Consider the following 24,381-nt stretch of genomic DNA (forward strand, 5'->3'; position numbering starts at 1 on the left):
TAATTGCTATGCAGCGGTGTAAAAGACCCCTTCAAGAATGGATCGGTGGAGAAACGATCTTCAAAAAATGCCGCTCCGGGAGTCCGAAGCGGCATTTTTTAGAGATGCGGGATGGTTGGAACTACCACATTGATCAGGGATGTCCATTGCCACCCGCGGCGCCGTAAATCTGGCCGGTAGCAAAGCTGGCGCTGTCGTCGGCGAGCTGCACATAGATGGATGCGAGCTCGGCCGGCTGACCAGGCCTTCCCAGAGGTGTCGCTTCCCCAAACTCGGTAATCTTATCCTGTGGCTGACCTCCGCTTACCTGCAACGGTGTCCATACCGGGCCTGGCGCTACACCATTTACACGGATGCCTTTGGGCCCCAATTGCTTGGCCAGCGACTTTACAAAAGCAACATTCGCGGCCTTGGTTTGTGCATAGTCAAACAAGTTTTCTGACGGATCGTACGCCTGAACCGACGATGTAGCAATAATCACTGACCCAGCCAGAAGATGCGGCAATGCAGCCTTCGTAATCCAAAATGGCGCGTAAATGTTGGTTTTGATGGTGGTATCGAATCCTTGAGAGGTTAGTTCGAGCAAAGAATCCACGGCTTGCTGGTGCCCTGCATTGTTGACCAGAATATCCAATCCCCCCAACTTCTGCACCGCCTGCTCTACAAGCTCCCCGCAAAATGCTTCCTGCGTTATGTCGCCTGGAATTCCAAATCCTTTCCTGCCTTCGGCTTCGATCAGTGCGATAACCTCGTCTGCATCAGATTGTTCATCAGGCAGATAATTGATCACAACATCAGCTCCCTCGCGGGCATAAGCAATGGCGGCCGCGCGTCCAATTCCCGAATCGCCTCCGGTTATTAAGGCCTTTCTGCCCGCGAGCCGGCCAGATCCTTTGTAGGATGTTTCCCCGTGGTCAGGCTGCGGATCCATTTTCGAAGCCAGTCCCGGCACTTGCTGCGGCTGCTTGTTAAATGGCGGTTTGGGATATTTGTCGAGCGGATTTTGAAGCGTTGATTTAATTGTTTCAGACATGTTGGTGAAGTTTTAATCGTGAATGGCGAAGCCTGTTTCCAGAATTCGTTTTACGGCTGGTTCTTAATAAAACTTTGCCAATCATTAAACCTGGGAAGGAATTGCCCGGTAACACGCACGGTTCAGTATGCGCTAACCGAACACGGCCTGACGCTAAAAACCATCATCAGTGGCTACGGCCTAAACTGTCGTAGACGGTGACGGTCTGGTGGTTGACTAAACCACCCAATCCCATGAATTTATTCATCAAGCCAAATGTTTCAATACAGTAAACTTAGTAAGCGCAGCGAAACCACCGGCCTCCAAACCGGCTAATCCAGCTTATATTCATTGATTTAGTAAAAACAAGAAAGGAAGCTTCATGAAGAAAATAGGATTTTTATCGTTTGGGCATTGGTCTAATCATCCGGCTTATAATGCTCAGACAGCAAGTGATACGCTGCTGCAATCTATTGATTTGGCTGTTGCTGCGGAAGAAATTGGTTTAGATGGCGCTTATTTTCGTGTACACCATTTTGCATCCCAACTGGCATCGCCATTCCCATTACTTGCGGCTGTTGGTGCGAAAACGAGTAAAATTGAAATTGGGACGGGGGTCATTGATATGCGTTATGAGAACCCCCTGTATATGGTGGAAGATGCAGGCGCTGCGGATTTGATTTCGGAAGGGCGGTTACAGTTAGGCGTCAGCAGAGGATCGCCGGAACAGGTGATTGAAGGATGGCGCTATTTTGGATACGAACCGGCTGAGGGCGAAACCGACGCGGATATGGGACGTCGTAAGGCACTGGAATTCCTTGAAAGGCTAAAAGGTGTTGGATTTGCGCAGCCTAACCCTAACCCCATGTTTCCAAATCCACCGGGGCTACTGCGTTTGGAACCCTATTCCGAAGGTTTGCGGGAGCGTATCTGGTGGGGAGCTGCTTCCAATGCTACTGCCGTTTGGGCAGCCGAAAACGGAATGTATCTTCAAAGTTCTACCCTGAAATACGACGAAGGCGGGAAGCCGTTTCATGTGCAGCAAGCGGAGCAGATCCGGTTTTACAAAGAAGCTTGGAAAAAAGCGGGACACCAGCGCGAACCAAGGGTTTCGGTGAGTCGGTCCATATTTGCATTGGTAACCGAGCAAGACCGCTACTATTTTGGACAGGAAACCAGCCGTCGCGATAAAATCGGAATGATTGAGCAGGACAAACGCGCGATTTTCGGTAGAAGCTATGCTGCCGAACCGGATCAACTCATTAAAGAATTGGCACAGGACGAGGCGATCCAGGAAGCGGATACATTGCTTTTGACCATCCCAAATACATTAGGCGTTGATTATAATGTGCATGTGCTGTCTTCTATTTTGGAGCATGTGGCACCCGGACTGGGCTGGCGTTAGGTCCCGTATAGGCAAAGTTGTTATTCCAATGTGGTAAATGCTGATAGGAATCAGCATTTACCACTGGTTATGCAGTCACCTTATCTAACACTTCCTGCCTGATTTTGAAGGGCCCAATGACATTAATGTTTTGCAAATTTGAAAGTAGATGTCGTGCGGTTCGCGCCTATGGTTTTCAATACAAAAATACCTGATGGCAGTGCTTTCACATCAATGCCCTCAGGTGAATATCCGCCGGTATAATGCAACACGCCGGAAGCTGAATAGATCTCAACCGTCTGTATACTCTCCACGTTTGTGACATCCAGAAAAATCCTGTCCGTAACTGGGTTAGGATAGCTTCTGAGCTGCGCTTTGGAATCAAGGAAACGCACGTGTTCAATTTTACTGAATGCAAAAGTGCCGTCTGCATCCACCATGCGTAGCCGATAGAAGTTTTCGGCTTGTAAGGGAAGCATATCCGTATACCGGTAATGCTGTTCTCCTGCGTTTTCGTTACGTGTGTTGACTAAGCCGATGTTTTCCCAGATCTTACCTTCCATGCTCCGTTGAATTTCGAAATGGCTGCTATTTATTTCACTGGAAGTGCTCCAAACCAGATCGACTGCCGATTCGTTCATGGAAGCATTGAAATTCACGAGGGTGACCGGCATGGGGTTGTTTACCGCTCTTATTGTGAATTTCCCGTCTGCAGAGGTCGTTTCCCAAACCAGTGGCGAAATGTCAGGAAGATTCACCGATTCAAATGCTCCGGTAATATTTCCTGCTTCCACGAGTGTGAATGCGTCACCAAGCTTCGGTGTAAAACCATTAATAAATGAAACCGATAATGTACCACCAGCGGTAAATCCGAAGGTTTGGACAATATCATAATCCATGAAACGTTCGGTACCACCGATTTCCATCAGCAACGTACCGGATGTAGTCATGTCGTTGGTAAACGCAAGGAAACCCGGAGACTCACCTGGTGAAAGAACACCCACATTTGTAAACATTGCGACTATGAAAGTACCACTTCCTGTGAGTGTGCCATTATTAATACAGCTGCCATTTACGTTGAACTGGCTATCACCCGAATGCAGTGTACCATCAATAGTCAGGTTACGAACTGTCAGGGATAATCCCGTTGGCATGCGCATGGTTTGCCCGGTTGTAATGAGCGTACTTGCCGCGGCACCTCCCGGAATAGAAGTTGCGGTAATCCAAAAGCTGTTATCCGCAGAAGATATCCAGTCGCCTACCGTGTTCCAGTTAGCGTCCACATTGGCGGATCTATAATAATCGCTGGCATTAGATACTTTGTAAATCGTGTATGCGCTCGCTGTGGTAAATTCGGCACTCACGTTCGGTACAGTGCCGGTCAGTCCTGAGAAGTCCAGCCGGATGGTCCCATTGCCACTGCCGGTATTGATAGTAACGGTGTAGGTCGTACCGGAGCCCGAAACGCCGGAAACTGCTGCTCCGGAAACGTCACTGGATGTCAGCGTGAAGTCAGAAGCATCCACACCAGTGACACTTTGGGCGAACACCACTTCATATGCGACAGAACTTGAATTTGTTGGGTTGTCATCCTGTGGTGTAATCGACGTCACCGTAGTCGGGGGCGTTCCGGTAGTAAATCGCAGCGTGGCATTGTTACTGACACCCTCAAAAATGCGCCCTTCGGAGTCTACAAATGCGGCTTCGTCGATCGTAAGGTAGTAACCCGTCGCACCATCCAGGTCTGTTGGAGGGTCAATGGTTATGGTATTCGATCCACCACCCGTCACCTGTGCACCGTTGGCAGCAATGTTCGCGAAAACAGAATTATTGTCGCTACGACGGATCTGTATGTTCTTGCCTGCTGCACCCGTTACCGTGCGACTGAATGTAAGTGAAATGTTGCTACTCACGGACACACCCGTTGCGACATTGGCTGGTGTGGTGGACGTTATCCGGGGTGGTGCGTCGTTCTGGCGGAAGAAATATTTCTGGTTCGCTGCGGTATAGTTGGTCGTGAACACATCCACATCGCCGTCGTTATCCCAGTCGGCCACAAAAGATTTCAATGCATTGTTATAAAAAGCTCCGGAATTCGGCAGCGTATTGAAGGGGTTTTCAGCACCGGTTACCTGCGTAAAATTCCCGCTTCCGTTGTTTCGCCAGAAAACCAGCGTGCTGGAACCATCGGATGTCTGCAAGTCAATATCGCCATCCGCGTCGAAGTCTCCGAAAATGATTTGGTTGTCGTTGGCAATTGCCATACCATCAAACGGGTTGGCTGCTCCTGTCTGGATCGTGTATATACCATTGTCGTTGCGGTGATAATCTCTCACAGACGTATTACCGCGTCTGCTCACAAGAATATCAACATCCCCATCATTGTCCCAGTCGCCCAAGAAGGCGTAACGCGCACTGGAAAATGCTGCCTTGCCGGATAGGTTATCAAAAGGGTTTTGCGCGCCGGTCACCTTAGAGAACGCACCGCTGCCGTTATTGCGCCAAAATTCATTGTCAAGCTGGCTTCCAGGATAGCTATGTATATCAATGTCGCCATCCGTATCGAAATCGCCGATGATCATTTCGTTGTTCCCACTCACGTTGATGCCGTTAAACGGGCTCGAGGCGCCGCTCAGCAACACGTATTTCCCATTATCGTTACGGTAGTAAAAGTTTTTTTCATTTTGCCCGCTGTTGCGCATCGGAACATAGATATCGTCATCACCATCATTGTCCCAGTCCGCTACAAATGCATTTAAAGCAAAATAAAAAACGGCGTTCTCAAAAACATTTTCAAACGGACTCGCCGCACCGGTGACTTTTGCAAATGATCCGCTACCGTTATTTTGCCAGAAGTCGTTAATGGCAGAAGTGCCGTCGTATGAATGGATATCGATATCCCCGTCCGCGTCAAAATCTCCATAGATCAGCTGATCGTCCGTCGCGATGGTCATGCCATTGAAGGGGCTGGACCCGCCGGTCAGCTGCGTGAAAGTCGGCACAAGCAGGCCTTTGAAATCCATGAGCTTTAATACGTGCTGCCTGAGGATCTTACCGGCAACATATTCCAGGTCCCAGTCCCCGCCGCGGCGTTCCGAGCCTGTCTGGTCATCGGAAGCGGCAACGGGCACTCCGAGCATGCTGTGCAGACGCTGTACGAATTGTTCCCCGGTTCGGTTTGCCGTAAGCTGGCAGCTATAAATGAGCAGACTGGACCTGCCAGCCACAAGCACATTCCCCAGGCTTTGCCAGAAGCTTTCATGCTCACTGAAATTAGCGTTATTAAGCTGCGTTTGTCCCAGCACAAAATTACCGTCGGTACCGTGGGTCATGATATGCACACGCTCGGCTTTCCCGCGGCTGGCTAGTTGCTTGGTAAGATTATGTAATCCTTCGGGGCTATTGGAAACGTAAATGACTTGTGATTTCGGATCCAGGCCATCGGCAAGCGAGCGGTAATCTTTTAGAGATTCGTCGATAATTACCAGATCGCCGGTACTGCCACTTCGAAGTTTTTTATAGCAGACTATTGAAAAAGTGAGTAAGGATAGTAGACAGAGATAGAGAGTAAAGGTAGTTTTCATCATATAAGGGAGTAGGATTAGTTGATTAGATACCAAAATCAATTTAATCGTATTCATACCCATTGTATGACAAGAAACTTATCTAACGGTTACATGACATCTGCTTGGGCCATTGGCAGATTTTTTGTAACACAATCTTTTACTGAATTTCCATCCATGAATACTATACCCGTTTCCGTAGTTACAATAGTCAAATCCCGGCAGGAAGCGCTGCAGAACCTTGTTTTAGGTTTGGAGAAATCGGATGTCTGGCCGGCTGAGCTTGTGATTGTCCATATGAATGAGCCTGCGAGTGAGCTTACTTCCGAAAATTTCCCTATTCGTGCTCTTTGGTTTGATGCCGGGGAAAAATTGCCTCTTGCCGCTGCCCGGAACTTTGCAGCAGAACAGGCAGCTTGCCCTTTTGTGATTTTTCTTGATGTGGATTGCATTCCGTCGCCGCAGTTGGTCGGGGAATATTTCAATGCTTGCCAAAAAGCCCAACACTTATGGATTGGGCCGGTCAGATATCTTCGGCAGGGAGCCACCTCAGAATCTGATTTTTTGCAACAAATGCGGGAATTGAGCACGCCTGACCCGGTTAGGGCTGAACTGCGTGAGGTTAATTACGCGCTTTTCTGGTCACTTAACTTTGCGTGCAGCAAGGAAGTCTACGACCGCATCAATGGTTTTGACACCCGTTTTACAGGTTATGGCGCGGAAGATACCGATTTCGGATTCATGGCCAGGGAAAGCGGTGTTCCGCTCAGTGTTGCCGATGCAGTTGCATATCATCAATATCATGCAAGTTATGACCCGCCACTCAATCATTTTGAGGATATTTTAATGAACGCCAGCACATTTTTCGAGAAATGGCAAAAGTGGCCTATGGAAGGCTGGCTTAAAAAATTTGTAAATGCAGGATTGATAACCTGGAACGATGATGGGATTAAAATTGTGCGCAAACCCAATGAAGCAGAGATCAGAGCAGCGCTAAAATCGTGATCATTCTCAAAAATTTTTCACTTTTGAACAAAATGCTTATCCCATAATGCATGCAATTGCAACGCAACATCCGCCAATGCTGAGTCACGGATCACCCCTTGCCAGCAATCGACGGGCACATTCCCGGCTTTTGCAATGATCATTTCCCATTCCGCATGCGCTAGTTCATCCGGCCGAATGACCACTGCCATTCCGTTTTTTTCCAGCAGCTCTGCCTTGCGCAACTGCTCCTGAAACGGACGATCTTCTGGTATGCAAACGAATTTTTTCCCCAGATCAGCCATTTCCATTACCGTGTTGTGCCCTGCATTGCCTATCACCACATCGCATTCGGAAAGTACTGCAGCCGGATCGGTGAGTTGGCCATGAAACACGATGTTCTGTGCCGATGCTTGTTCTGTTTCCGAAATGTCTCCAATCACATGAATCAACTTGTTTGTGCATTGTGTTGCCAAAGCATGGATAACGGCACCGTCGAGTGAAGTGCCGCCAGAACCAACAATGACTCCAATCGTGCGCTCGCCTCCCTTTTTAATGTATTTTTCTTTTCCGGAATATTTAGAAAATCCCCCTGAAAACAATGTTTTTTTGTTTACCCAATCATGCGACGAAGAGTTCATCAACTGCTCAGGCGACGGCGCGATCAGCAGTTGCGCACATTCGTAGGCGTGTAAATGGGCATTATCATCCCGGTCACCATTCTGACGTATCACGACCGTTGGAATTCCGCATAAAGTGGCGAGCATTGTGACCTCAACGGAGACATCGACAACCAGTATCACCGGAAATAAAGCATACAACGCCGCCGAGATCTCAGCGGCTCGCGCGGCAACTTTTTCAACATTGATTGGCGCGTAATGCAGAAAACTCAGCCCCATGCGGGAAGCGTAAGGATCTTCCTGGCCGGCTACATCCCCAGGCAGGTGAATACAATGTATATTTTTTGGAATAATATCCTCCAACCGCGTCAGCCCCGTTCCCATAAACGTTACCCGCGCATCTTTCAGCTGTGAGGCAATCGATAGCGCACGCATCAAATGTCCCGAGCCGTGGTGGTGTATATAGAAAGCGAAATTAGCTGACATCCGCCTTGATCTCCGTTTCCATTTTTTCCAAAGCTATTTTTTCAAACAGCGCTTCATAGGAATCTACCATCTTTTCCACGTCAAACAATTGCTCGGCTCTCTGGCGGCATTTAGCGCGATCCAGATTTCCGGCTACCCTGATGCATTCCGCCAGTTCCTGCACATCATCGCCACTGCATAACATTCCCGTGTGCTCGTCCAGCAAATGCGGCAATGCACCTTTTGCAATGCCCGCCACCGGCGTCCCGCAAGCCAGGGACTCAGCCACCACCAGTCCGAAAGGCTCCTCCCAGCATGGGGTGATCAACGAAACCTCTGCCCGGCCAATGAGCTCGTTCAGCTTCTTATGGTCACAGGATCCCAGTAACTCAATGGAATCGTCAAGCCGCGGTACAATCTGGGTTTCATAATAATGCTCGTCGCTGATCGCTCCGGCAACTTTCATCTTTTTTCCGGAAAGCTTAGCTGCATCAATGGCCAAATGCAAGCCTTTATCCGGGTGTATCCGTCCAAACCACATCAAGTAACTGCGGTCATTTTCAGGATAAAATTCCCATGCAGATAAGTCAATGCCATTATGAATAACCGCGCAATCTGGCGCATAAGCCTTCCAGTTATCCGCATTGGTTTTCGATACAGATACATATTGAACGCGCCCGTAATCCTGTTCACGGCGGATGGCGTTTTTCAGTTCGAATATCGGCGGGGTGTGCAGCACTGTGACCATCGGGGCATTTACGAGCGCCGACATCATAATGGGTACGTAATTGAGACTGTTGTTAAAAATAATATCGAGCTCGTCCTTATCTATTTCCTGCATCATTTCCACATAAGCGTGGTGCGTAGAAATATATTCTGTGCTCAGCTGGCGCGAGGTGAATTGAGAAGATGTAATGGGATGATAATCCTCTTCACATAATATAGGCCTGACATTCAGAATGGGGTCTGAGCCTGCGCAGGCATATAAAAGCACGTCGTGTCCGCGCGCGAGTAACCGCTGGCAAATGTCATAAGTGAAGGCTTCCAACCCTCCCATGAAAGGTTTGGAAATTGGATATTTTAAATGAGCAATGATGCCGATTTTCATATTGCATTTGGTAAAGTTTGTTGATGATACTGACTGATGAAGTGTTGTCTGATACTAATGCAACTTTGGTTGCGTTGTAGCCACATAGAAAATCGTGCCGGTGCTGTAAATGCGTTTTCATATGCTGGTATGAAATTTAAACTGCTCCGGAGTTATTTAACGTGCAGCATAGTGATCTTTACACCAAAAGAAACCCTTACCGAGCAAGAAGTTAAGGACGGACTGAACACCGTTCTTAAGGAAGGAATGACCACCGAAGCGATGGTAACCCTTGCCGGAGGCACTTTTATGGTTGCATTTGCCATTATACTCGGGGCGAGTAACTTCCAGATCGGGTTGCTTGCATCTTTACCCACATTCACCAATATTTTCCAGCTGCTGTCCGTATTTCTGATCCGCAAATACAATAACCGGAGGGCTGTTTCGGTAATTTGCTGCATTTTGGCGCGCATTCCCATGGTTTTACTGGGTGCAATGCCATTCTTCCTGGGTGACAATGCTCCGGTAAGCCTGCTGCTTTTTTTCCTGTTTTTCTACTACTTCTTTGGCTCTATCGCAGGTCCCAGCTGGAATGCCTGGATGAAAGACCTGGTGCCTGGCGACATGCTGGGCGCGTTTTTTTCGAAGCGAAGCCGCTATGCACAAACACTCAATGTCGTACTCAGCATCATTCTCGCACTTTCCATCGATTACCTGCGCCGGCACGCACCGCAATATGAATTGTATGTGTATGCGACCATGTTCATGATGGCCGGGATCGCGGGCCTGGCAGCAGTTGTCCTGCTGGCGAGAGTGCCGGAACCGAGGTCCTATTTACCGAATGAGAATATCCTGAAAATGTTTATAAAGCCACTGCGGGATAACAATTTCCAGCGATTACTGGTTTTCAACTCATTTTGGCTGTTTGCTGTTAACATTGCTACGCCGTTTTTTACAGTCTATATGTTAAAAACGCTGGGGCTGACCCTGACCTACATTATCCCGCTGACCATTCTGAGCCAGCTGTCCAGTATTTTCACCATTGGCTACTGGGGAAAATTCGCCGACCGTTACAGCAACAAAACGATCATTTCCATTTGCGCTCCCCTTTACGTGGCTTGTGTGATTGCGTGGTGCTTTGTTGGGATTTACACCAATCTGATTTCCAACCTGGCGCTTCTGGCAGTGATCCATATCGTGAGCGGGTCGAGCAACGCTGGCACCAACCTCGCGCTCACCAATATAGGCCTGAAACTTGCCCCTTCCCGGGAGGCGATTGTTTACCTTTCTGTTAAAAATATCATTACCTCCGTTTTCTCATCCCTCGCCCCACTGATCGGCGGCTATCTGGCTGATTATTATACATTAAGGCAACTGCGTGTAATCGCCGAGTGGAGCGGCCCTAACTTGCAAAAAACCTTCCGGCTGCTGCTGTTACATGAGTGGAACTTTCTTTTTCTGATCGGTGCAGTTCTCACATTGGTAGCGCTACAATTCCTTCCACGCGTGCGAGAGGCCGGGGAAGTGCACAAGAGTGTGGTAAAACGGATTATGCGTACGAGCCTGAAAAGCAACCTTAGGGATTATTTTGTGATAGATGTGCTGATCAACTGGCATTCGTCGCTCAATAATATGCTTAAAAGCGACCGTGCAAGTTCCGATGCGGCACAACAGGAAAAATAGCGACAGAGTTGATGTGCTCTGCCGCCCGCCCATTCACTTCAATGCCCAGCTGACATTTCCTTTGAAAGGATCCTTGCTTACAACCAGTTTGCTGCCTTTTTTGACAATCAAAACATCCTTTACCTCGCTTTCGCCAGGCAGGAAGAGTTTCATCGCCGTTTTTGAACTGGTCACATTAAAACCAACCAATTCTATATTTTTCCAATCGATCTGATCCGTTGATTGCGCTACTTTCACGTGCGGCAATACAGCGCCTTCGCGGACCAGCATGACCACTTCCAGCTCACCGGCGGCTATCTCGTGCCATCCGCCTTCGTATACTTTTCGGGTCTGGTAGTCCACCCATTTCCCTTTCGGGAGGTAAACCTGCCGACTTTTGCCATTCTCGAAAAACGGCGCGACCAGAATGTCCGACCCCAGCATATATTCATTATCCACCATCCATGCGCCCGGGTCATCGGGAAATTCAACCAGCAATGCCCGCACCATGGGCAATCCCTTTTGGGAGGCAAGTTTGGATTGGGTGTAGATGTAAGGCATGAGCTTGTATTTCAGCTCCACTGCCTTTCTGAAATAATTTTGAAAATCGTCGCCATACTCCCAGGGTTCCTTGGGTGCTTGTCCGTGTGTGCGGGTGTGTGAGCTCAGCAGTCCCATCATTAGCCAGCGACGATACAAATCTTCGGGCGTTTTCATTGTAAAACCGCCTATATCATGGCTCCAAAAGGTGAAACCGGAAAGCCCCAGCGACAATCCGCCGCGCAGCTGCGCTTCCATTCCTTTGTTGGTTGTTTCCGCATCGCCGCCCCAATGGATCGGGTAGCGCTGGCTGCCTGCCCACGTGCTCCGTGCCCAGATAATGTTGTCGCCTGTCACCTTTTTCGTTAATTCCGAAACAATCTTATTGTAACGCAACGGATACAGGTTATGCTCATAAAAGCCCGTGCGGCCCGATGCATATACGCCGGATAATGGCGCAGCTTCGCCAAAATCGACTTTAATGGCACCGACGCCTAATTTCAGCAAGCCCGAAATTTTATCTTCATACCATTTAATGGTATTGGGATTGGAAAAATCAAGAACGGCATCCTCGTAAGGAATCGTCCCGTTTGCATTCTTCACAGCCAATCCCTTCGCCACGATTTCGGGATACAAAGTGTTTTTAGGAACAAAATAAGGCAACTGCCACAATGAAGTGCGGAAACCTAGTTTTTTCAGATCGGCAATCATGCCTTGGGGATCTTTAAAACGGCTTGGGGCGAAGTTATAGTCACAGCGCCAGTCAGTTTCAAACCAGCCTGTATCGAAATGGATTACGTCGGAAGGAATGCGGTTCTGGCGCAATTTGGCAGCTACATTGCGTCCGTCCTGCTCTGAGAAATAAGTAATGCGGCTCATCCACAGACCAAAGGACCATAGCGGCGGCATGGATGCTTTTCCGGTCAGGTTTGTATATTCATCCAGAATGTCTTTGGGTTGACCTAAAAAAACAAACAGATCCAGGTTCTCATCCCCGATCTGCATAGCATTTGACTCTCCATAAGTAGCTCCGAAATCGCAGGTAATAGGCGATGTCGTGTGCATGAACATGCCATAACCGCGCGAGCTCATGTAAAATGGAATGGGCTTGTACATGGTTTGCGTTTGCACGCCGTTGGGATCATGCGTCCATAACACCACTTTTTGCCCGTTTTTGTCCAATCGCGTAAACGACTCACCGCAGCCGAAAATCTTCTCGTCCGGTGAAATGGAAAACACCGCAGCAACACTCCGCGAATAATCGGAAGCCCGCCGCACAAATGAAAACGGCAATGTTGGTGTATAGGACGACCTCCCATCCGCTTGCCCACGCGTTTGCGTAAGCACCTTCCCACTCGCATCCCTGATCAAAATCTTCCAAGGATTCTCATAAATCGTCACTGATCCGTGTGCATTCGTGTATTCGTGGCCACCATTAATCTTTATATATTTCCAGGAAGCATCCTTCAAAGGCTCACTCACCAGCATTAAAGAAGGCTCATTGCCAGGCCCTTGCGCACCCGTGTTTGCACGGATGCGAACCGTGCGTGGAGATGTAAATTCAACGGAAAACGGCAAAACAGGATCCTGGGCGTATTCAACTGATGGAAATTCATTGCTGTAAGACCGCTTGTAGCTCAACATGGAATTATCAAAATTATGCGCAGAAAACGGTTCATGCCTTTTCCATTTGATCTTCCCAACGCCGGTTGCAGGGTCAAACGCGGCCAGACTGTCGGCAAAGAAAATGGTGTTGGAAAAATCCCTGAAATCGCCGCTGATGTCAACCGGGTCGTTCACGAGTTTACTTTGCTGCGCAGCGGCATGAAAACCGATGAAGCCAATGTTAAGCAGCAGCAACAGGATAAGTATTTTTCGAAAAAATAGGGTGATTATCATAAAAGAATGCAATGTGATGCACGTAGATAAATAGGCAGGGCGCCCTGCAAATGAATGCCTGGCGCCCTGAGAATGGTGAATAATGTAATGTCCGACATTCTATTTTTTCACAATCCGGAAGTTGTCGACACTGCCGTTAAAGGAAGCAATCGCAACATCGGGCGTGCCAAATGAAACTTTCAGGTCGGATACTTTGGATACGTCAGCAATGGTTCCGCCCGTTGCGTTTTTGAACTCTGAAAGCTCAATTACTGCCGTTCTCCAACCATTGGTTTGGTAACCGGCTGCGGCATATTCTGTGGAGTTCCAGGGCTGGAATGCATAAACGTATTCCTTGCCGCCTGCTGTGATGGTAATGTCGTATTTGCCTGCTTTCCAGGGCTCGGCAATATTGTGCTCAAATTTAAATTGTCTTTCGGCTGCTGGTCCTGCGGCTAGCTTGAAGTCGAAACTGCAAGTAGAGAAAACCCAGGCGTCGGCATAGCCGGTCGCAGGTAATTTGGTTTGTTTAATGCGTGAATATTTGCCCGAAATGGCGCCAGCATCGGTGCCTGGAATTATCGCAGCAGATCCGTAGCAAACATCCGATCCCCAGGTTGTTGCAGGCACATCAAAATTGATCATATTCCCTTCCGAACCATTAACCTTATAGCTCGTTTTCACCGTACCGAACTCTCCTTCCACGGTCACAATGTCTGAAACAGCAGTTGCAGGCATTTTCACAGTGATCTGTTTTACAGTGGTGCTAACGATTGGCAAATTAGTCGCGCCCACTTTCACAGATTTGATATTGTAAAAATAATCTCCGCTGATCACCAGATTTCCGCCCGGTTTTACAAACTCTGAATACAAACCCGTAAGCACCGGCGTCGGCGCTGACAAAACGAAGTCATAAGTAGCCTCACCGCCTTTAGTTTGTACTTTGATCTTGTTAGACACGCCCGCGTCCACAGCTTTGGTCGGTGCCATAGCCGGAATGGTCACAATCAAATTTGAATTGCTACCCAATGCAGCGTTGAAAGTCGCTTCGAAATCATTGAAATACACTTTCATCGCACTCCCCAGGTTCTGGCCCTGTATCACGATCAGACTGCCTGGTTCGGCAGCGCTCAGCGAACTGTCGGCCTTCGTCGGATCAAGCAGACGAACATTGGTAATTGCCGGCGCGCCGTCCACATCGTCCTCGTTACAGCTCTGGAACGTAAGCAGCATTCCTGCCGCTAAGCACAGTCCAAGGGCTGTTTTATATACATATTTGAAGTTCATTTTTTAGTCAAGATTTGGGTTAATCTATTAGTTTGCTGAAATCGAACGGAACCGGCTCTCCTTTCAACGAAGGCGCATTCACGAGCTCTCCCTCTGGAAACGGCAGGTAAAGCGTGTTCGCCGATAATGGATAATACTCAGCAGGAGAATACGTTACGGTGTATTTCTTTGGGTTGGTAGAACCAGCCACATAGCTCATGGTGTAGTTTTCCCGGCGTTGCGCAGCTGTGTAAGCAATCGCTTTGGCCGGATTGAAATAATACCAGCGCACCACTTCGTTCCATGAGTTACCTTCAAACACGGTTTCAATTCTTCTTTCTTTGAAGATATCCTCAAAAGTCAGCGACGTTTTGGCTGGCATACCCGCTCTTTTCCGCACTGCATTGAAGTATTCCAATGCTTTGGCATCATTCGTAGTAGCCGCATTTCCCAAAACTGCATCCGCGTAGATCAGGTAAACTTCGGCGAGGCGCAGCATGTAGGAGTTAATGTTAGCCGCCATAAATCCGCCCAAACCACCATTGTCCGCGGGGGAACCCACAATGTATTTTTTGATTGCCGATAATTGCGCTGGCCTGTTGTATTTTAATCCGCCCGTTGCTTTCTGAATGTTAGGATAAACATCGCTGTCAAACATGGCGATTGATTTTCTGCGAAGTGAATCCGCAGGGTTTTCTACAAAATATTTAACCAGATCCGCTGACAAACCTTGCGCCGCACCCCAGCCATCGCCCGTTGTGGTAATGTTGGCATCGTAAGCAAAATAAGCCTGGAATGAATTGTTAACCCCCCATGGGCTGCTGACCGGCATCCATTGCAGTGAGAAAAGGCTCTCGGCGTTGTTTTTGGACGAATTGTTATTAGCACTTTCAAACAGCTCTGCATAAGTGGCAGCCAATGCGCGACCGCTTTTGGTGATCACATCTTCTGCATAATACTTGGCACTGTCCAGGTCCGACTGGTTCCGTGTGCCATTCTGGTTCAAACCAGCGCGCATCAAATACATTCTGGCCAGCATTCCTTCGGCAGAATATTTTGTCAAACGTCCCTGGTCGGCAGTTAAAGGCAGGTTTTCAGCTGCGAAGCGGTAATCCTGGATCAACAGCTTCCACACATCTTCAACGCGGTTACGAACCGGTGGTGTGTTCAGTTGAGCCACGTTGTCATATACAATCGGCACTGCGCCCCAATTGGTAACCAGGTAATAATAAGCCGTTGCACGCATGAAACGGCATTCGCCCAGTCCCTGCGATTTTACTGCTGCCGAAGCGGTGCTTCCGGTTGCTTCTTTGATCGCCTTGTAAGCATTATTGCTTTGCGCAATGATCTTGTAAAACGATTTGTAACCCGGCAAAAGCGTATTTACATCTGTCGATGGAATCGCATGCTTGATGTAAGCCGTGCGGTCGTTGGAGTTCAGGTTTCCGGCGCGGGCTTCCTGAAAGGACATATTGGCCTTGTCATTGAAATCGAACCATACAATGTTGTAAAGCGGCGCGGTTCCTGCTAGGATTTCGGCATCGGTTTTGTAAAAATTTCCCGAAGTAAGTGCGTCCAGCGGCGGACGATCGAGGAATTCCTCGCTGCATCCCTGCATAAGCATCAATGTGCTGATAGCCGCTAAGAGTTTGATTTTGAATTGCATATAAAAAGCTCTTTTGAAATTAAAATGATTAGAAATCAGCCGTCAAACCGAAAGAATACATGCGAACCGATGGGTAACGGCCTGTATCCACACCCGCCATCACAGTTCCACCATAATTCACCATCCCGATCTCAGGGTCATAACCTTTGTATTTGGTAATGGTAAACAGGTTTTGCGCTCCTACCGAAGCTTTCAATCCGCGAATGAAGAGGTCTTTCAGCAACGATTTCGGAAAGTTGTAGCTTAATGTAATGTTCTTCAAACGCACGTAGCTGCCGTCTTCAATGAAATTGGTACTCATCCGGTTGTTTCCGTTCGGGTCACCCGGTGCAATACGCGGGATGACATGGCCTGGATTGGTAAGCGTCACGGTTTCAGCATCGCCCACTGCATAGCTGCTTGGGCGGGCATAGTTGGCAACCGATTTCCACTGATTTCCAAATACACCCCCATTACCCGGCACTTCTGCACGATAACGTGGATAGTTAAGGATGTCATTCTTGAAACTTCCGGTCATGAATGCATTCAGCTCGAAGTTTTTGTAGGTCATATTGTTATTAAAACCCAATGTGAACTTCGGCCATGGATTTCCGATCACGGTGCGGTCCTCCGCATCGATAACGCCGTCGCCATTCAGGTCTTTGAATTTGGTATCCCCTACCCAGCTGCCTGTTTGCGGATTGACTGTCAGCTCGCCGTTTGAAGTCTGGATCGCGTGGTTTTTGATGTCGTTCGCATCCTGGTAAAGACCATCGGCAATGTAGCCGGTCAGCATACTGGCAGGTTGTCCTACTTCTGTTTTAAAACCAACCGAAGTTGCATTCCAGATCGGCGTGATCGGGTTCAAAAGCGAGGTTACTTTATTACGGTCGAATGAAAGGTTTACCCCTGTTCTCCAATAAAAACCCCCTTTGTCAATGTTCACCGTATTCAGCGTGAAGCCCACACCACGGTTTTTCATGGAACCAGCATTTACCGCAGGCCAGCTCAGATATCCCGGTGAGTAAGCAATGTCACCGCCATAAGTGAATGGATAAGAGTTCACTGTGATCAGGCTCGTAATGTTCTTAATGTACGCATCCACGATCAGCTCTACGCGGTTGCTGAACATGTGCAGGTCCAAACCTCCATTGATCACATCATCTTTTTCCCATGTCAGGAATTCATTTGCAAAGTTGGAAGCCAAAAAGCCTGTTCCCCAGCCTGTTGGAACCGTTTGAAGTGTTGAATAAATGGCGTTGCCACCGCTTCCCTGGTTACCAGAGCGACCGATTTCAAATCTCAGTTTCAGGTCGTTGATCGCATTCACGCTTTTCAGGAAAGGCTCTTCTGATACGCGCCATGCAACCGAAACGGCCGGGAAGTTGCCCCAGCGACGTCCGTCGCGGAATGCCGAAGAACCATCCATCCGGTAAGTTCCCTGCACAATGTAGCGCTCCATAAAGCTGTAATTCACACGCGCAAAATACGATTCGCGTGAGCCTGCGCCCTTGCCGCTGTTGTTGCTTACATTGGAAATAACCGATGCGTCACCACCCGAAAGTTCTTCAATGGTGTTGGTAATGAACTTCTTACGAGATGCTGTGAGCGATTCATAAGTGAATGCCTGCGCCTCGTGGCCAGCCATAATGTTAACGTCGTGTTTGCCCAATTTCAAATCATAGGTCAAACGGCTGTGCAAGCTCCACCAGTTATTGGTGTTCACCGAACGAACGGACGTAGCGGCATCCTGTGACACTACATATCCGCCAATGGTATAAGACGGGTGGAATGAATAGTATTTCAAAAACTCACCGCTTCCGTTCACTTCTGTGTGCCACGTCAGGTTTTTCAATAGCTTCACATCTGCAAAAAGGCTTCCCAGAATGGATGTGCGGCGGTTATAATCGTTATAAATTTTAGAGATCATAACCGGGTTGGTGAACTGGAACTGCGTAGAAACAGGTCCGCCCCAGCTGCCATCCGGATTGGTTACCGGCACACTTGGGTTTTGGTCCAATGCAAGCTGGATAATGCCTCCGTTGTTCGTATTTACTTTTTCCTCAGTGATACCAACGTTTACATTCGCGCCGATTTTCAGCCAGTTACGCGTCTGGTTTTCCAGGTTTAAACGACCATTATAGCGCTTGAAACCAGAGCCTTCCACAATCCCTTTTTGATTGAAATATTCGCCTGAAAGATAATAGGTCGATTTTTCCGTACCGCCGCTCAATCCTACCGAGTACTTCTGCAAAGTGGTCGGACGGAAAAGGGCGCCCTGCCAGTCCGTTCCCTCGCCCAATACGGAAGGATCTGCAAATTGAGGCTCAGTAGCCGTACTACCCACACCAGCCGCTTCATTACGGAATTGCGCGTATTCGCGCAGGTTCATAACATCAATGTGCTTAGGCTCAGACTGCAATGTAAGCAGTGAGTTGAATGTAATTTTCGCTTCGCCAGCTTTACCGCGTTTTGTAGTGATCATAACAACACCATTGGCTCCCACCGCACCATAAATCGCTGTGGCAGAAGGCCCTTGCAAAACGTTGATCGTCTCGATATCGTCCGGGTTAATGCTCGAAAGAATATTGGAAAAACCCGTCGGGCGATTGTTGGGATCATCCTTCATATTATCCGGCTTGATCTGCACACCATCGATCACATACAATGGCTGCGTTGTACCTGTCAGTGAGCTCAGCCCGCGTATCAGAACAGAAGGAGCCGCACCCGGCTGACCCGAATTCTGCTGCACCATTACGTTAGCAGCACGGCCTTGCAAGCCTTGTTCAAGCGAAGTATTAATGGTTTTGCTCAAATCTTTGCCTGAAACGGTAACCTGGGAGCTGGAAACATCCGTTTTCTTCATTTCCCCGTATCCAACTACCACCACTTCGTCCAGCGCAGCAATGCTTTCCTGCAATCTTACGTCGATTTTCGTTTTGTTCCCTACCGGAATTTCCTGTGTCACATACCCGATAAATGAAATCACCAATGTATTTCCCGAAGCCGCCTCAATCGAAAATTCACCCGCAGTATTCGTAGTTGTACCGTTAGAGGTCCCTTTCACTACCACGCTCGCGCCTGGAATTCCGTCATCGCCGTCCACCGAAACCACCGTACCGGTAACTGTTTTCTTCGCATCGCTCTGCGCAAAGGCACCCAGCCCTGCGCCCATGATCCCCAATGTTAAAAGAAGAGGTCGTAGCAACCCGGCGAGGAAATGCAAGCTGCGACTTACCCGCCTTGTTTCGTACAAATTTTGTTGCATGTTGTTTGATTTTATAAAGTGACTATTTGTTCACCTCCGATTTATACTTTTCCGATACTCCTGGGTAAAGCCACGGATTTGGTATAAATCGAATGAATAGTTGGACAAATGTGTCTTTAAAAAACAATCAGCAAGGGATCCAAATGTTTACAAATAGGGGTTCATTTGTAAACTCAGACAGAAAATCACACCATATTTTCACCTCTCAATGCATTTCAGGGTGGATATTTCAAAAAAGAAGTTGAGCAGGTGATGAGCAGGCGTATGCCCGGGATATGTTAGTATCAAAATGATCTGTTGTACTATTCCTGGCCGAGGTGCTCTTTACGATAGGCTGTCGGAAGCATATTATACTCCTCTTTAAAGAGTTTCGCGAAGTATTTGGGGTTGTTGAAACCGATCTGGTAAGCGATTTCGGAAATGGAAAGCTGGCTTTTTTCCAGTAGGCTGGCGCCTCTCCGGATGCGGATAATGCGGATAAATTCAATGGGTGTTTTGCCCGTAAGTGACAGAATTTTTTTATACAAATACATTCGGCTCATTGACATCGCCTCGCTCAGCTCCTCTACCGTGAACTCGGCATTGGCCAGGTTGGCTTCCACCACTTTTACGGCGCTGTTCACGAACTGCTCGTCCAGCGACCGTATGGCAACCTCGCTAGGCCGGATTTCCACGTGCTGCTGGAATTGCTGCTGCAACTGTTCGCGCTGGCGGATCAGGTTCGCGATCCGCACCTGCAAAATGTCCAGGCGAAAGGGCTTGGTCACATAGGCATCGGCGCCGGTTTGATAACCCTGCAATTGCTGCTCTTCCTCCGCCCGGGCCGTAAGCAACACCACCGGAATGTGTGAAATGCGCCGGTCGGTTTTGATGATCCGACAAAGTTCGATCCCATCCATTTCGGGCATCATTACGTCGCTCACGATCAGGTCCGGAATTTGTTCCAATGTTATTTCCAATCCGATTTTGCCGTTAGGCGCTTCCAGAATGTCGTATTCTTTTTGAAATACCTCTTTTAAATAAACCCTGAACTCATCATTGTCTTCCACCATCAGCACGAGTGGCTTGTTTTTGACCGGTTTTTCCGAAGGCAGGTCTATTTCCAGGCCAGCTTCCAAAACAGGCAAAGCTTCGGCCGCTGGCAATGCATGAATCCGTGACGGGCTTTCCTGCAAGGGCAATGTGACTGTAAATGTGCTGCCTTTGCCCACGGCGCTTTCCAGATCAATGGTTCCCCCGTGCATTCTCACAAATTCCCACGCAATGGCAAGGCCAATGCCGCTTCCCTGGTTCATAATGTGGTCGGGCATCGGATGCTGGTAAAACCTCTCAAAAACCTTGGCCTGCGCAACGGGCGGGATGCCGATCCCCGAATCCGCAACACTGATTTCCAGAGTTTCGCTGTCATCCTGATCCACAATCCGCAATTGAACCGTAACCTGGCCTTTTTCAGGCGTGAATTTGAATGCATTGGACAGCAGGTTATACATGACTTTGGACAATTTATCCTGGTCAAAATCCGCGTAGCGCGATGTTAACTCACTTTCAAAGCGATAACGAATGTGCTTATGCTCAGACAAGTCCGAGAAAGTCTGCGCAATTTGGCGAAGGAACCGCACTATATCACCCCGTTCCGGCCGGAACTGCGTTTCTTCCACTTCCAGCTTTTTAAAATCGAGCATTTGGGTCACCAGATTAAACAGCCGCTGCGCATTCCGGTGCACCAGGGATAATTGCCTGTGCACGGCGTGGTCCGACCGGATGGTTTTGAGCAGGTTTTCGAGCGGCGTCAGCATGAGTGTAAGCGGCGTACGGAATTCATGGCTTACATTGGTAAAAAACCGGATCTTCATCATATCCAGCTCGTGCAATTGCAGGGCATAATGACGCTCTTGTTCGAGTTTAAAATTCATTCGTGCGCGTTCGAGCAGCACCCAGCGCGCGATCATCAATGCACCGGCAGCAACAAGGAAATAAAGCAAGTAGGCCCAGGGCGTCCGCCAGAAGGGCGGCAGGATCACCACGCGCAGGCTTCGCTCCGTGGAGGCACCGCCTTCTTTCATTTTTACCTTGAAAACATAAGTCCCCGGATCGAGGTTGGTGTAAGTTACTTTTCGTGTATTGTCGGCTTCAAACCATTGTTCGTTGAATCCCTTCAATGTGTACAAGTAATGGTTTTTCTCGGGATGCAGGAAATTCAGCGCCGCGAACTCGATGGTGAACACATTCTGGCTATATTTCAATACAATGCGGTCTGTGAGGGAAACCGATTTTGTCAGCACTGCATCCCCGCCAAATAACTCGCCGGGCTGGACGCTTTTATTAAAAATCTGGAAATCGGTGAGCATAACCGTGGTCGCGGTGCGCTCGCTGGTAATTTGTTTTGGATTAAAAATGGAAAATCCATTGGCACCTCCAAAAACCATTTCGCCTGATTGCAGCCGGAGCGCGGCATTTTCATTAAAACCCCTACCCTGCAAGCCGTCAACTTCATTAAAGGTCCGCACCTGGATTGCAGCTGGTAAGCCCCCCTTACGCTTTGGAATGTTGATGTTGACCAATCCTTTTGGCGTACCAAGCCATAAATTTTGCATTCCGTCGACGGCCACGGTCAATATCGAGTTGTCCGGCAGGCCGTGACTTGTGTTATAGGCCACAAATGCATTGCTGCGGGCATCATAGCGGTTAAGGCCTTCGGAAGTCCCGATCCAGATGTTGCCGAAACTGTCCTGCGCCATTGAAGTAACCGCGTCACTGCTCAGGCTGGTGACGTCTCCCGGTTTGTTTGCATAATGTACAAAACGCCCCGTTTGCCGCATCAAAACGTCAATCCCGTTTGCGGTGCCGATCCACAGGTTACCATGCTTGTCTTCGAGCATAGCCGAAATATAGTCCGAGCTCACGGAGTTCGGTGCCAGTCGCCGGTAATGACGGAATGTCTTTTTGTTTCGGTCAAACAAATCGAGGCCATCCGCCAGCGTGCCTACCCACAGTCGTTTTTGGGAATCTTCAAATATTTCCCAAACGCGGTCGTCAATCAGGCTTGTGGAATCTGCCGGATCGTGCAAATAGCGGGTAAAGGATTTGCCGTCGAAACTGTTAAGCCCGCCAAAATAGGTTCCTATCCACAGCACATTGCTTTTGTCCAGGAATAAACTGACAATCACATTGTTACTCAAACTTTTGGAATCGCCCGGAACATGCTTGTATTGCCGGAAGCTGTTGTTTTTGCGGTCAAAATAAATCAAACCGCCACCATTCATACCCAGCCACAGGTTGCCTTTCTGATCTTCCACAAACATATTTACGTCGTCAAAAGGCAGGCTTCGCGGATCACCCGGTGCGTGCTGAATGAGCGAAAATTTGAATATATTTTTATGGTAACTGCAAAAGCCCTTCTTGAATGTCCCCGCCCAGATCATGCCCGTCGGATCTTTGTATAATGCCTGAATGCTATTTTGGCTGATCGTTCTTGGGTCACCGGGATTGAACAATAACGTGGAAACAGTCCCGCGTTTTTTATCTACCACATTAATTCCACCATGATCGGTGCCCATCCAGATGCGTCCATCCGGGCCCGTGACCATTGCACTGACCGTGTTATTGCTCAGACGGAAATCAGGACCAGCGGTATTTGCAATGCGTAATGTGTTGTTTTTGAAATCAAAATAAAATGCGCCTAATGCGGCTTTCACCACATACACCCACGGCTCGCCGTCATCGTCTACGAAAACCTTATGATTGGACAAGTTGCCCAGGTTGCGGTTTTGCAACAACGCGCTTTGTACGTCCACCGTATGCGTGCGGGCATGCACGCGGGCCAGGAAACCGTCGTCGCACACCACCCAGAGGTTGCCTTGGGCGTCCTCGTCAAAATCAGAGATCAGCCTTTTGGCGGGCGCAGACGAGTCTTCGGAAGGACTAAATTTGACCTTAATCAGCTTTTTCGAACGCGTAAGATATTTCAGCAAACCCAGCCGGTTGTGATTAATCCAATAATCGCCGGATCGGGTTTTGATAATGCGGCTGAAATTCGCGTCGGGGAGTCCCAATCTTTTGGCAGCCAAATCCGCATTATGGTCAATGCGCTCGGCTATCGGGTCGTAAATATCAAAACCCAGCTGCGTGTTAATCCATATAAAGCCCTGCGGATCTTCAAAGATGGCATTGATTCGGTGATCGGAAATGGTGGTGGAATCACCCTGGATGTGCTTAAAAACCCTGAAAGAATAGCCATCGAACCTGTTCAGACCATTCGCAGTGCCGATCCATACGAAACCCTGGCTGTCCTTCAAAAAGCAGTTAACCTGATTGTGTGACAGTCCGCGTTCCGTGTTATAGCGCGCAAACTGATATTCATTGGACTGGGCCGTGCCCTTCTCCACCCATCCCAGCACACCGGCTATGATCAAACAAAAACACCAAAAGCAACTTCGCATCACACAAAAAAACGAATCTTTTGCCTTACTTCTTACATAATGTTCACGGTGGTGTTGCGACATGACAACCTTCAAGAATATTTTCTGTAAATGCTACCATCTAGTTTCTCCACAGTCAAAAAAAATTCAATGTTTTTTTTGCCGTTTACTAAGTTTTTTTTCAGCGTAGAATAAGTGGTTTGGGAAAATTTACAGGGCAGATCCTACCAGACATTTTGAGAGATCGTCTGATTTTATACACGCATCGCATTCAGGTAGTTACAAAAAAAGGCATGAGTTAAAGCCATTTAATGGCCTGAAAAGTACAATTTACAAAATTTTATGTAGTACAAAGCGGTTCTATTGGATTAATCCTTTATGAGGTCGTAGTAATATTAAAGTGAAATGATCGAAATCTCAGATAAAAATAGTTTCTAGCGGCCGCATTTTATTCGACAATGAATTCTATTGCGACACCTACAAGTATTTTGTCCTGAGATGCAAAAAAGTTATTTGTTCAACAAAATTTAAATACAAAATCAAGCTAGTTATCAAAAGTATATTTGTCAAATAATTCTTTAACCTAATT

General features: G+C 48.2%; 12 protein-coding genes. 3 read left to right on the forward strand and 9 right to left on the reverse strand.

Going from position 1 to position 24,381, the window contains the following annotated elements; genetic code table 11:
• Nucleotides 1–133 precede the first annotated feature (133 nt).
• On the reverse strand, nucleotides 134–1,033 hold the full coding sequence (locus tag NFI81_RS11310; RefSeq protein WP_234612333.1) for an SDR family oxidoreductase: 900 nt from the start codon (nucleotides 1,031–1,033) through the stop codon (nucleotides 134–136).
• A gap of 361 nt (nucleotides 1,034–1,394) precedes the next feature.
• Here NFI81_RS11310 and NFI81_RS11315 point away from each other — a divergent pair, with 361 nt between their 5' ends.
• Entirely contained in the window at nucleotides 1,395–2,417 is a 1,023-nt protein-coding gene (locus NFI81_RS11315) for an LLM class flavin-dependent oxidoreductase (RefSeq protein ID WP_234612332.1), read from the forward strand.
• 122 nt (nucleotides 2,418–2,539) lie between these two features.
• Here the strand turns inward: NFI81_RS11315 and NFI81_RS11320 are convergent, their stop codons facing one another.
• Nucleotides 2,540–5,983, reverse strand: a complete 3,444-nt coding sequence (locus tag NFI81_RS11320; protein ID WP_234612331.1) for a DUF4347 domain-containing protein — start codon at nucleotides 5,981–5,983, stop codon at nucleotides 2,540–2,542.
• A 153-nt stretch (nucleotides 5,984–6,136) separates the two neighbouring features.
• Between NFI81_RS11320 and NFI81_RS11325 the strand changes: the two genes are divergently transcribed.
• Nucleotides 6,137–6,964, forward strand: a complete 828-nt coding sequence (locus NFI81_RS11325; protein ID WP_234612330.1) for a glycosyltransferase family 2 protein — start codon at nucleotides 6,137–6,139, stop codon at nucleotides 6,962–6,964.
• 17 nt (nucleotides 6,965–6,981) lie between these two features.
• On the opposite strand, the gene NFI81_RS11330 is transcribed toward NFI81_RS11325, so the two are convergent.
• On the reverse strand, nucleotides 6,982–8,049 hold the full coding sequence (locus NFI81_RS11330; RefSeq protein WP_234612329.1) for a glycosyltransferase: 1,068 nt from the start codon (nucleotides 8,047–8,049) through the stop codon (nucleotides 6,982–6,984).
• The gene (locus NFI81_RS11335) at nucleotides 8,039–9,136 is read right to left on the reverse strand and encodes a glycosyltransferase family 4 protein (protein ID WP_234612328.1); all 1,098 of its coding nucleotides are present in this window, start codon (nucleotides 9,134–9,136) and stop codon (nucleotides 8,039–8,041) included. Before NFI81_RS11335 ends, NFI81_RS11330 begins: the two co-directional genes overlap by 11 nt.
• A 171-nt stretch (nucleotides 9,137–9,307) precedes the next feature.
• On the opposite strand from NFI81_RS11335, the gene NFI81_RS11340 reads away from it, so the two are divergent.
• Nucleotides 9,308–10,798: an MFS transporter gene (locus NFI81_RS11340; protein WP_234612327.1), complete on the forward strand. Its 1,491-nt coding sequence runs from the start codon at nucleotides 9,308–9,310 to the stop codon at nucleotides 10,796–10,798.
• 33 nt (nucleotides 10,799–10,831) lie between these two features.
• Here the strand turns inward: NFI81_RS11340 and NFI81_RS11345 are convergent, their stop codons facing one another.
• From NFI81_RS11345 to NFI81_RS11365, 5 genes are all read right to left on the reverse strand, one after another.
• The gene (locus tag NFI81_RS11345) at nucleotides 10,832–13,216 is read right to left on the reverse strand and encodes a glycoside hydrolase family 31 protein (protein ID WP_234612326.1); all 2,385 of its coding nucleotides are present in this window, start codon (nucleotides 13,214–13,216) and stop codon (nucleotides 10,832–10,834) included.
• Between the two features lie 99 nt (nucleotides 13,217–13,315).
• On the reverse strand, nucleotides 13,316–14,482 hold the full coding sequence (locus tag NFI81_RS11350) for a glycan-binding surface protein (RefSeq protein ID WP_234612325.1): 1,167 nt from the start codon (nucleotides 14,480–14,482) through the stop codon (nucleotides 13,316–13,318).
• A 19-nt stretch (nucleotides 14,483–14,501) separates the two neighbouring features.
• Entirely contained in the window at nucleotides 14,502–16,127 is a 1,626-nt protein-coding gene (locus NFI81_RS11355) for a RagB/SusD family nutrient uptake outer membrane protein (RefSeq protein WP_234612324.1), read from the reverse strand.
• A gap of 28 nt (nucleotides 16,128–16,155) precedes the next feature.
• The gene (locus tag NFI81_RS11360; RefSeq protein ID WP_234612323.1) at nucleotides 16,156–19,374 is read right to left on the reverse strand and encodes a SusC/RagA family TonB-linked outer membrane protein; all 3,219 of its coding nucleotides are present in this window, start codon (nucleotides 19,372–19,374) and stop codon (nucleotides 16,156–16,158) included.
• A 302-nt stretch (nucleotides 19,375–19,676) separates the two neighbouring features.
• A complete protein-coding gene (locus NFI81_RS11365; protein ID WP_234612322.1) occupies nucleotides 19,677–23,786 on the reverse strand; it encodes a hybrid sensor histidine kinase/response regulator transcription factor in 4,110 nt (1,369 codons plus the stop codon).
• Nucleotides 23,787–24,381 lie beyond the last annotated feature (595 nt).

The sequence above is a fragment of the Dyadobacter fanqingshengii genome, from assembly GCF_023822005.2.
GTDB lineage: Bacteria > Bacteroidota > Bacteroidia > Cytophagales > Spirosomataceae > Dyadobacter > Dyadobacter fanqingshengii.

Coding starts and splice junctions, on each gene's coding strand:
- NFI81_RS11310 (WP_234612333.1), bottom strand. CDS start 1,033: ATGTCTGAAACAATTAAATCAACGCTTCAAAATCCGCTCGACAAATAT.
- NFI81_RS11315 (WP_234612332.1), top strand. CDS start 1,395: ATGAAGAAAATAGGATTTTTATCGTTTGGGCATTGGTCTAATCATCCG.
- NFI81_RS11320 (WP_234612331.1), bottom strand. CDS start 5,983: ATGATGAAAACTACCTTTACTCTCTATCTCTGTCTACTATCCTTACTC.
- NFI81_RS11325 (WP_234612330.1), top strand. CDS start 6,137: ATGAATACTATACCCGTTTCCGTAGTTACAATAGTCAAATCCCGGCAG.
- NFI81_RS11330 (WP_234612329.1), bottom strand. CDS start 8,049: ATGTCAGCTAATTTCGCTTTCTATATACACCACCACGGCTCGGGACAT.
- NFI81_RS11335 (WP_234612328.1), bottom strand. CDS start 9,136: ATGAAAATCGGCATCATTGCTCATTTAAAATATCCAATTTCCAAACCT.
- NFI81_RS11345 (WP_234612326.1), bottom strand. CDS start 13,216: ATGATAATCACCCTATTTTTTCGAAAAATACTTATCCTGTTGCTGCTG.
- NFI81_RS11350 (WP_234612325.1), bottom strand. CDS start 14,482: ATGAACTTCAAATATGTATATAAAACAGCCCTTGGACTGTGCTTAGCG.
- NFI81_RS11355 (WP_234612324.1), bottom strand. CDS start 16,127: ATGCAATTCAAAATCAAACTCTTAGCGGCTATCAGCACATTGATGCTT.
- NFI81_RS11360 (WP_234612323.1), bottom strand. CDS start 19,374: ATGCAACAAAATTTGTACGAAACAAGGCGGGTAAGTCGCAGCTTGCAT.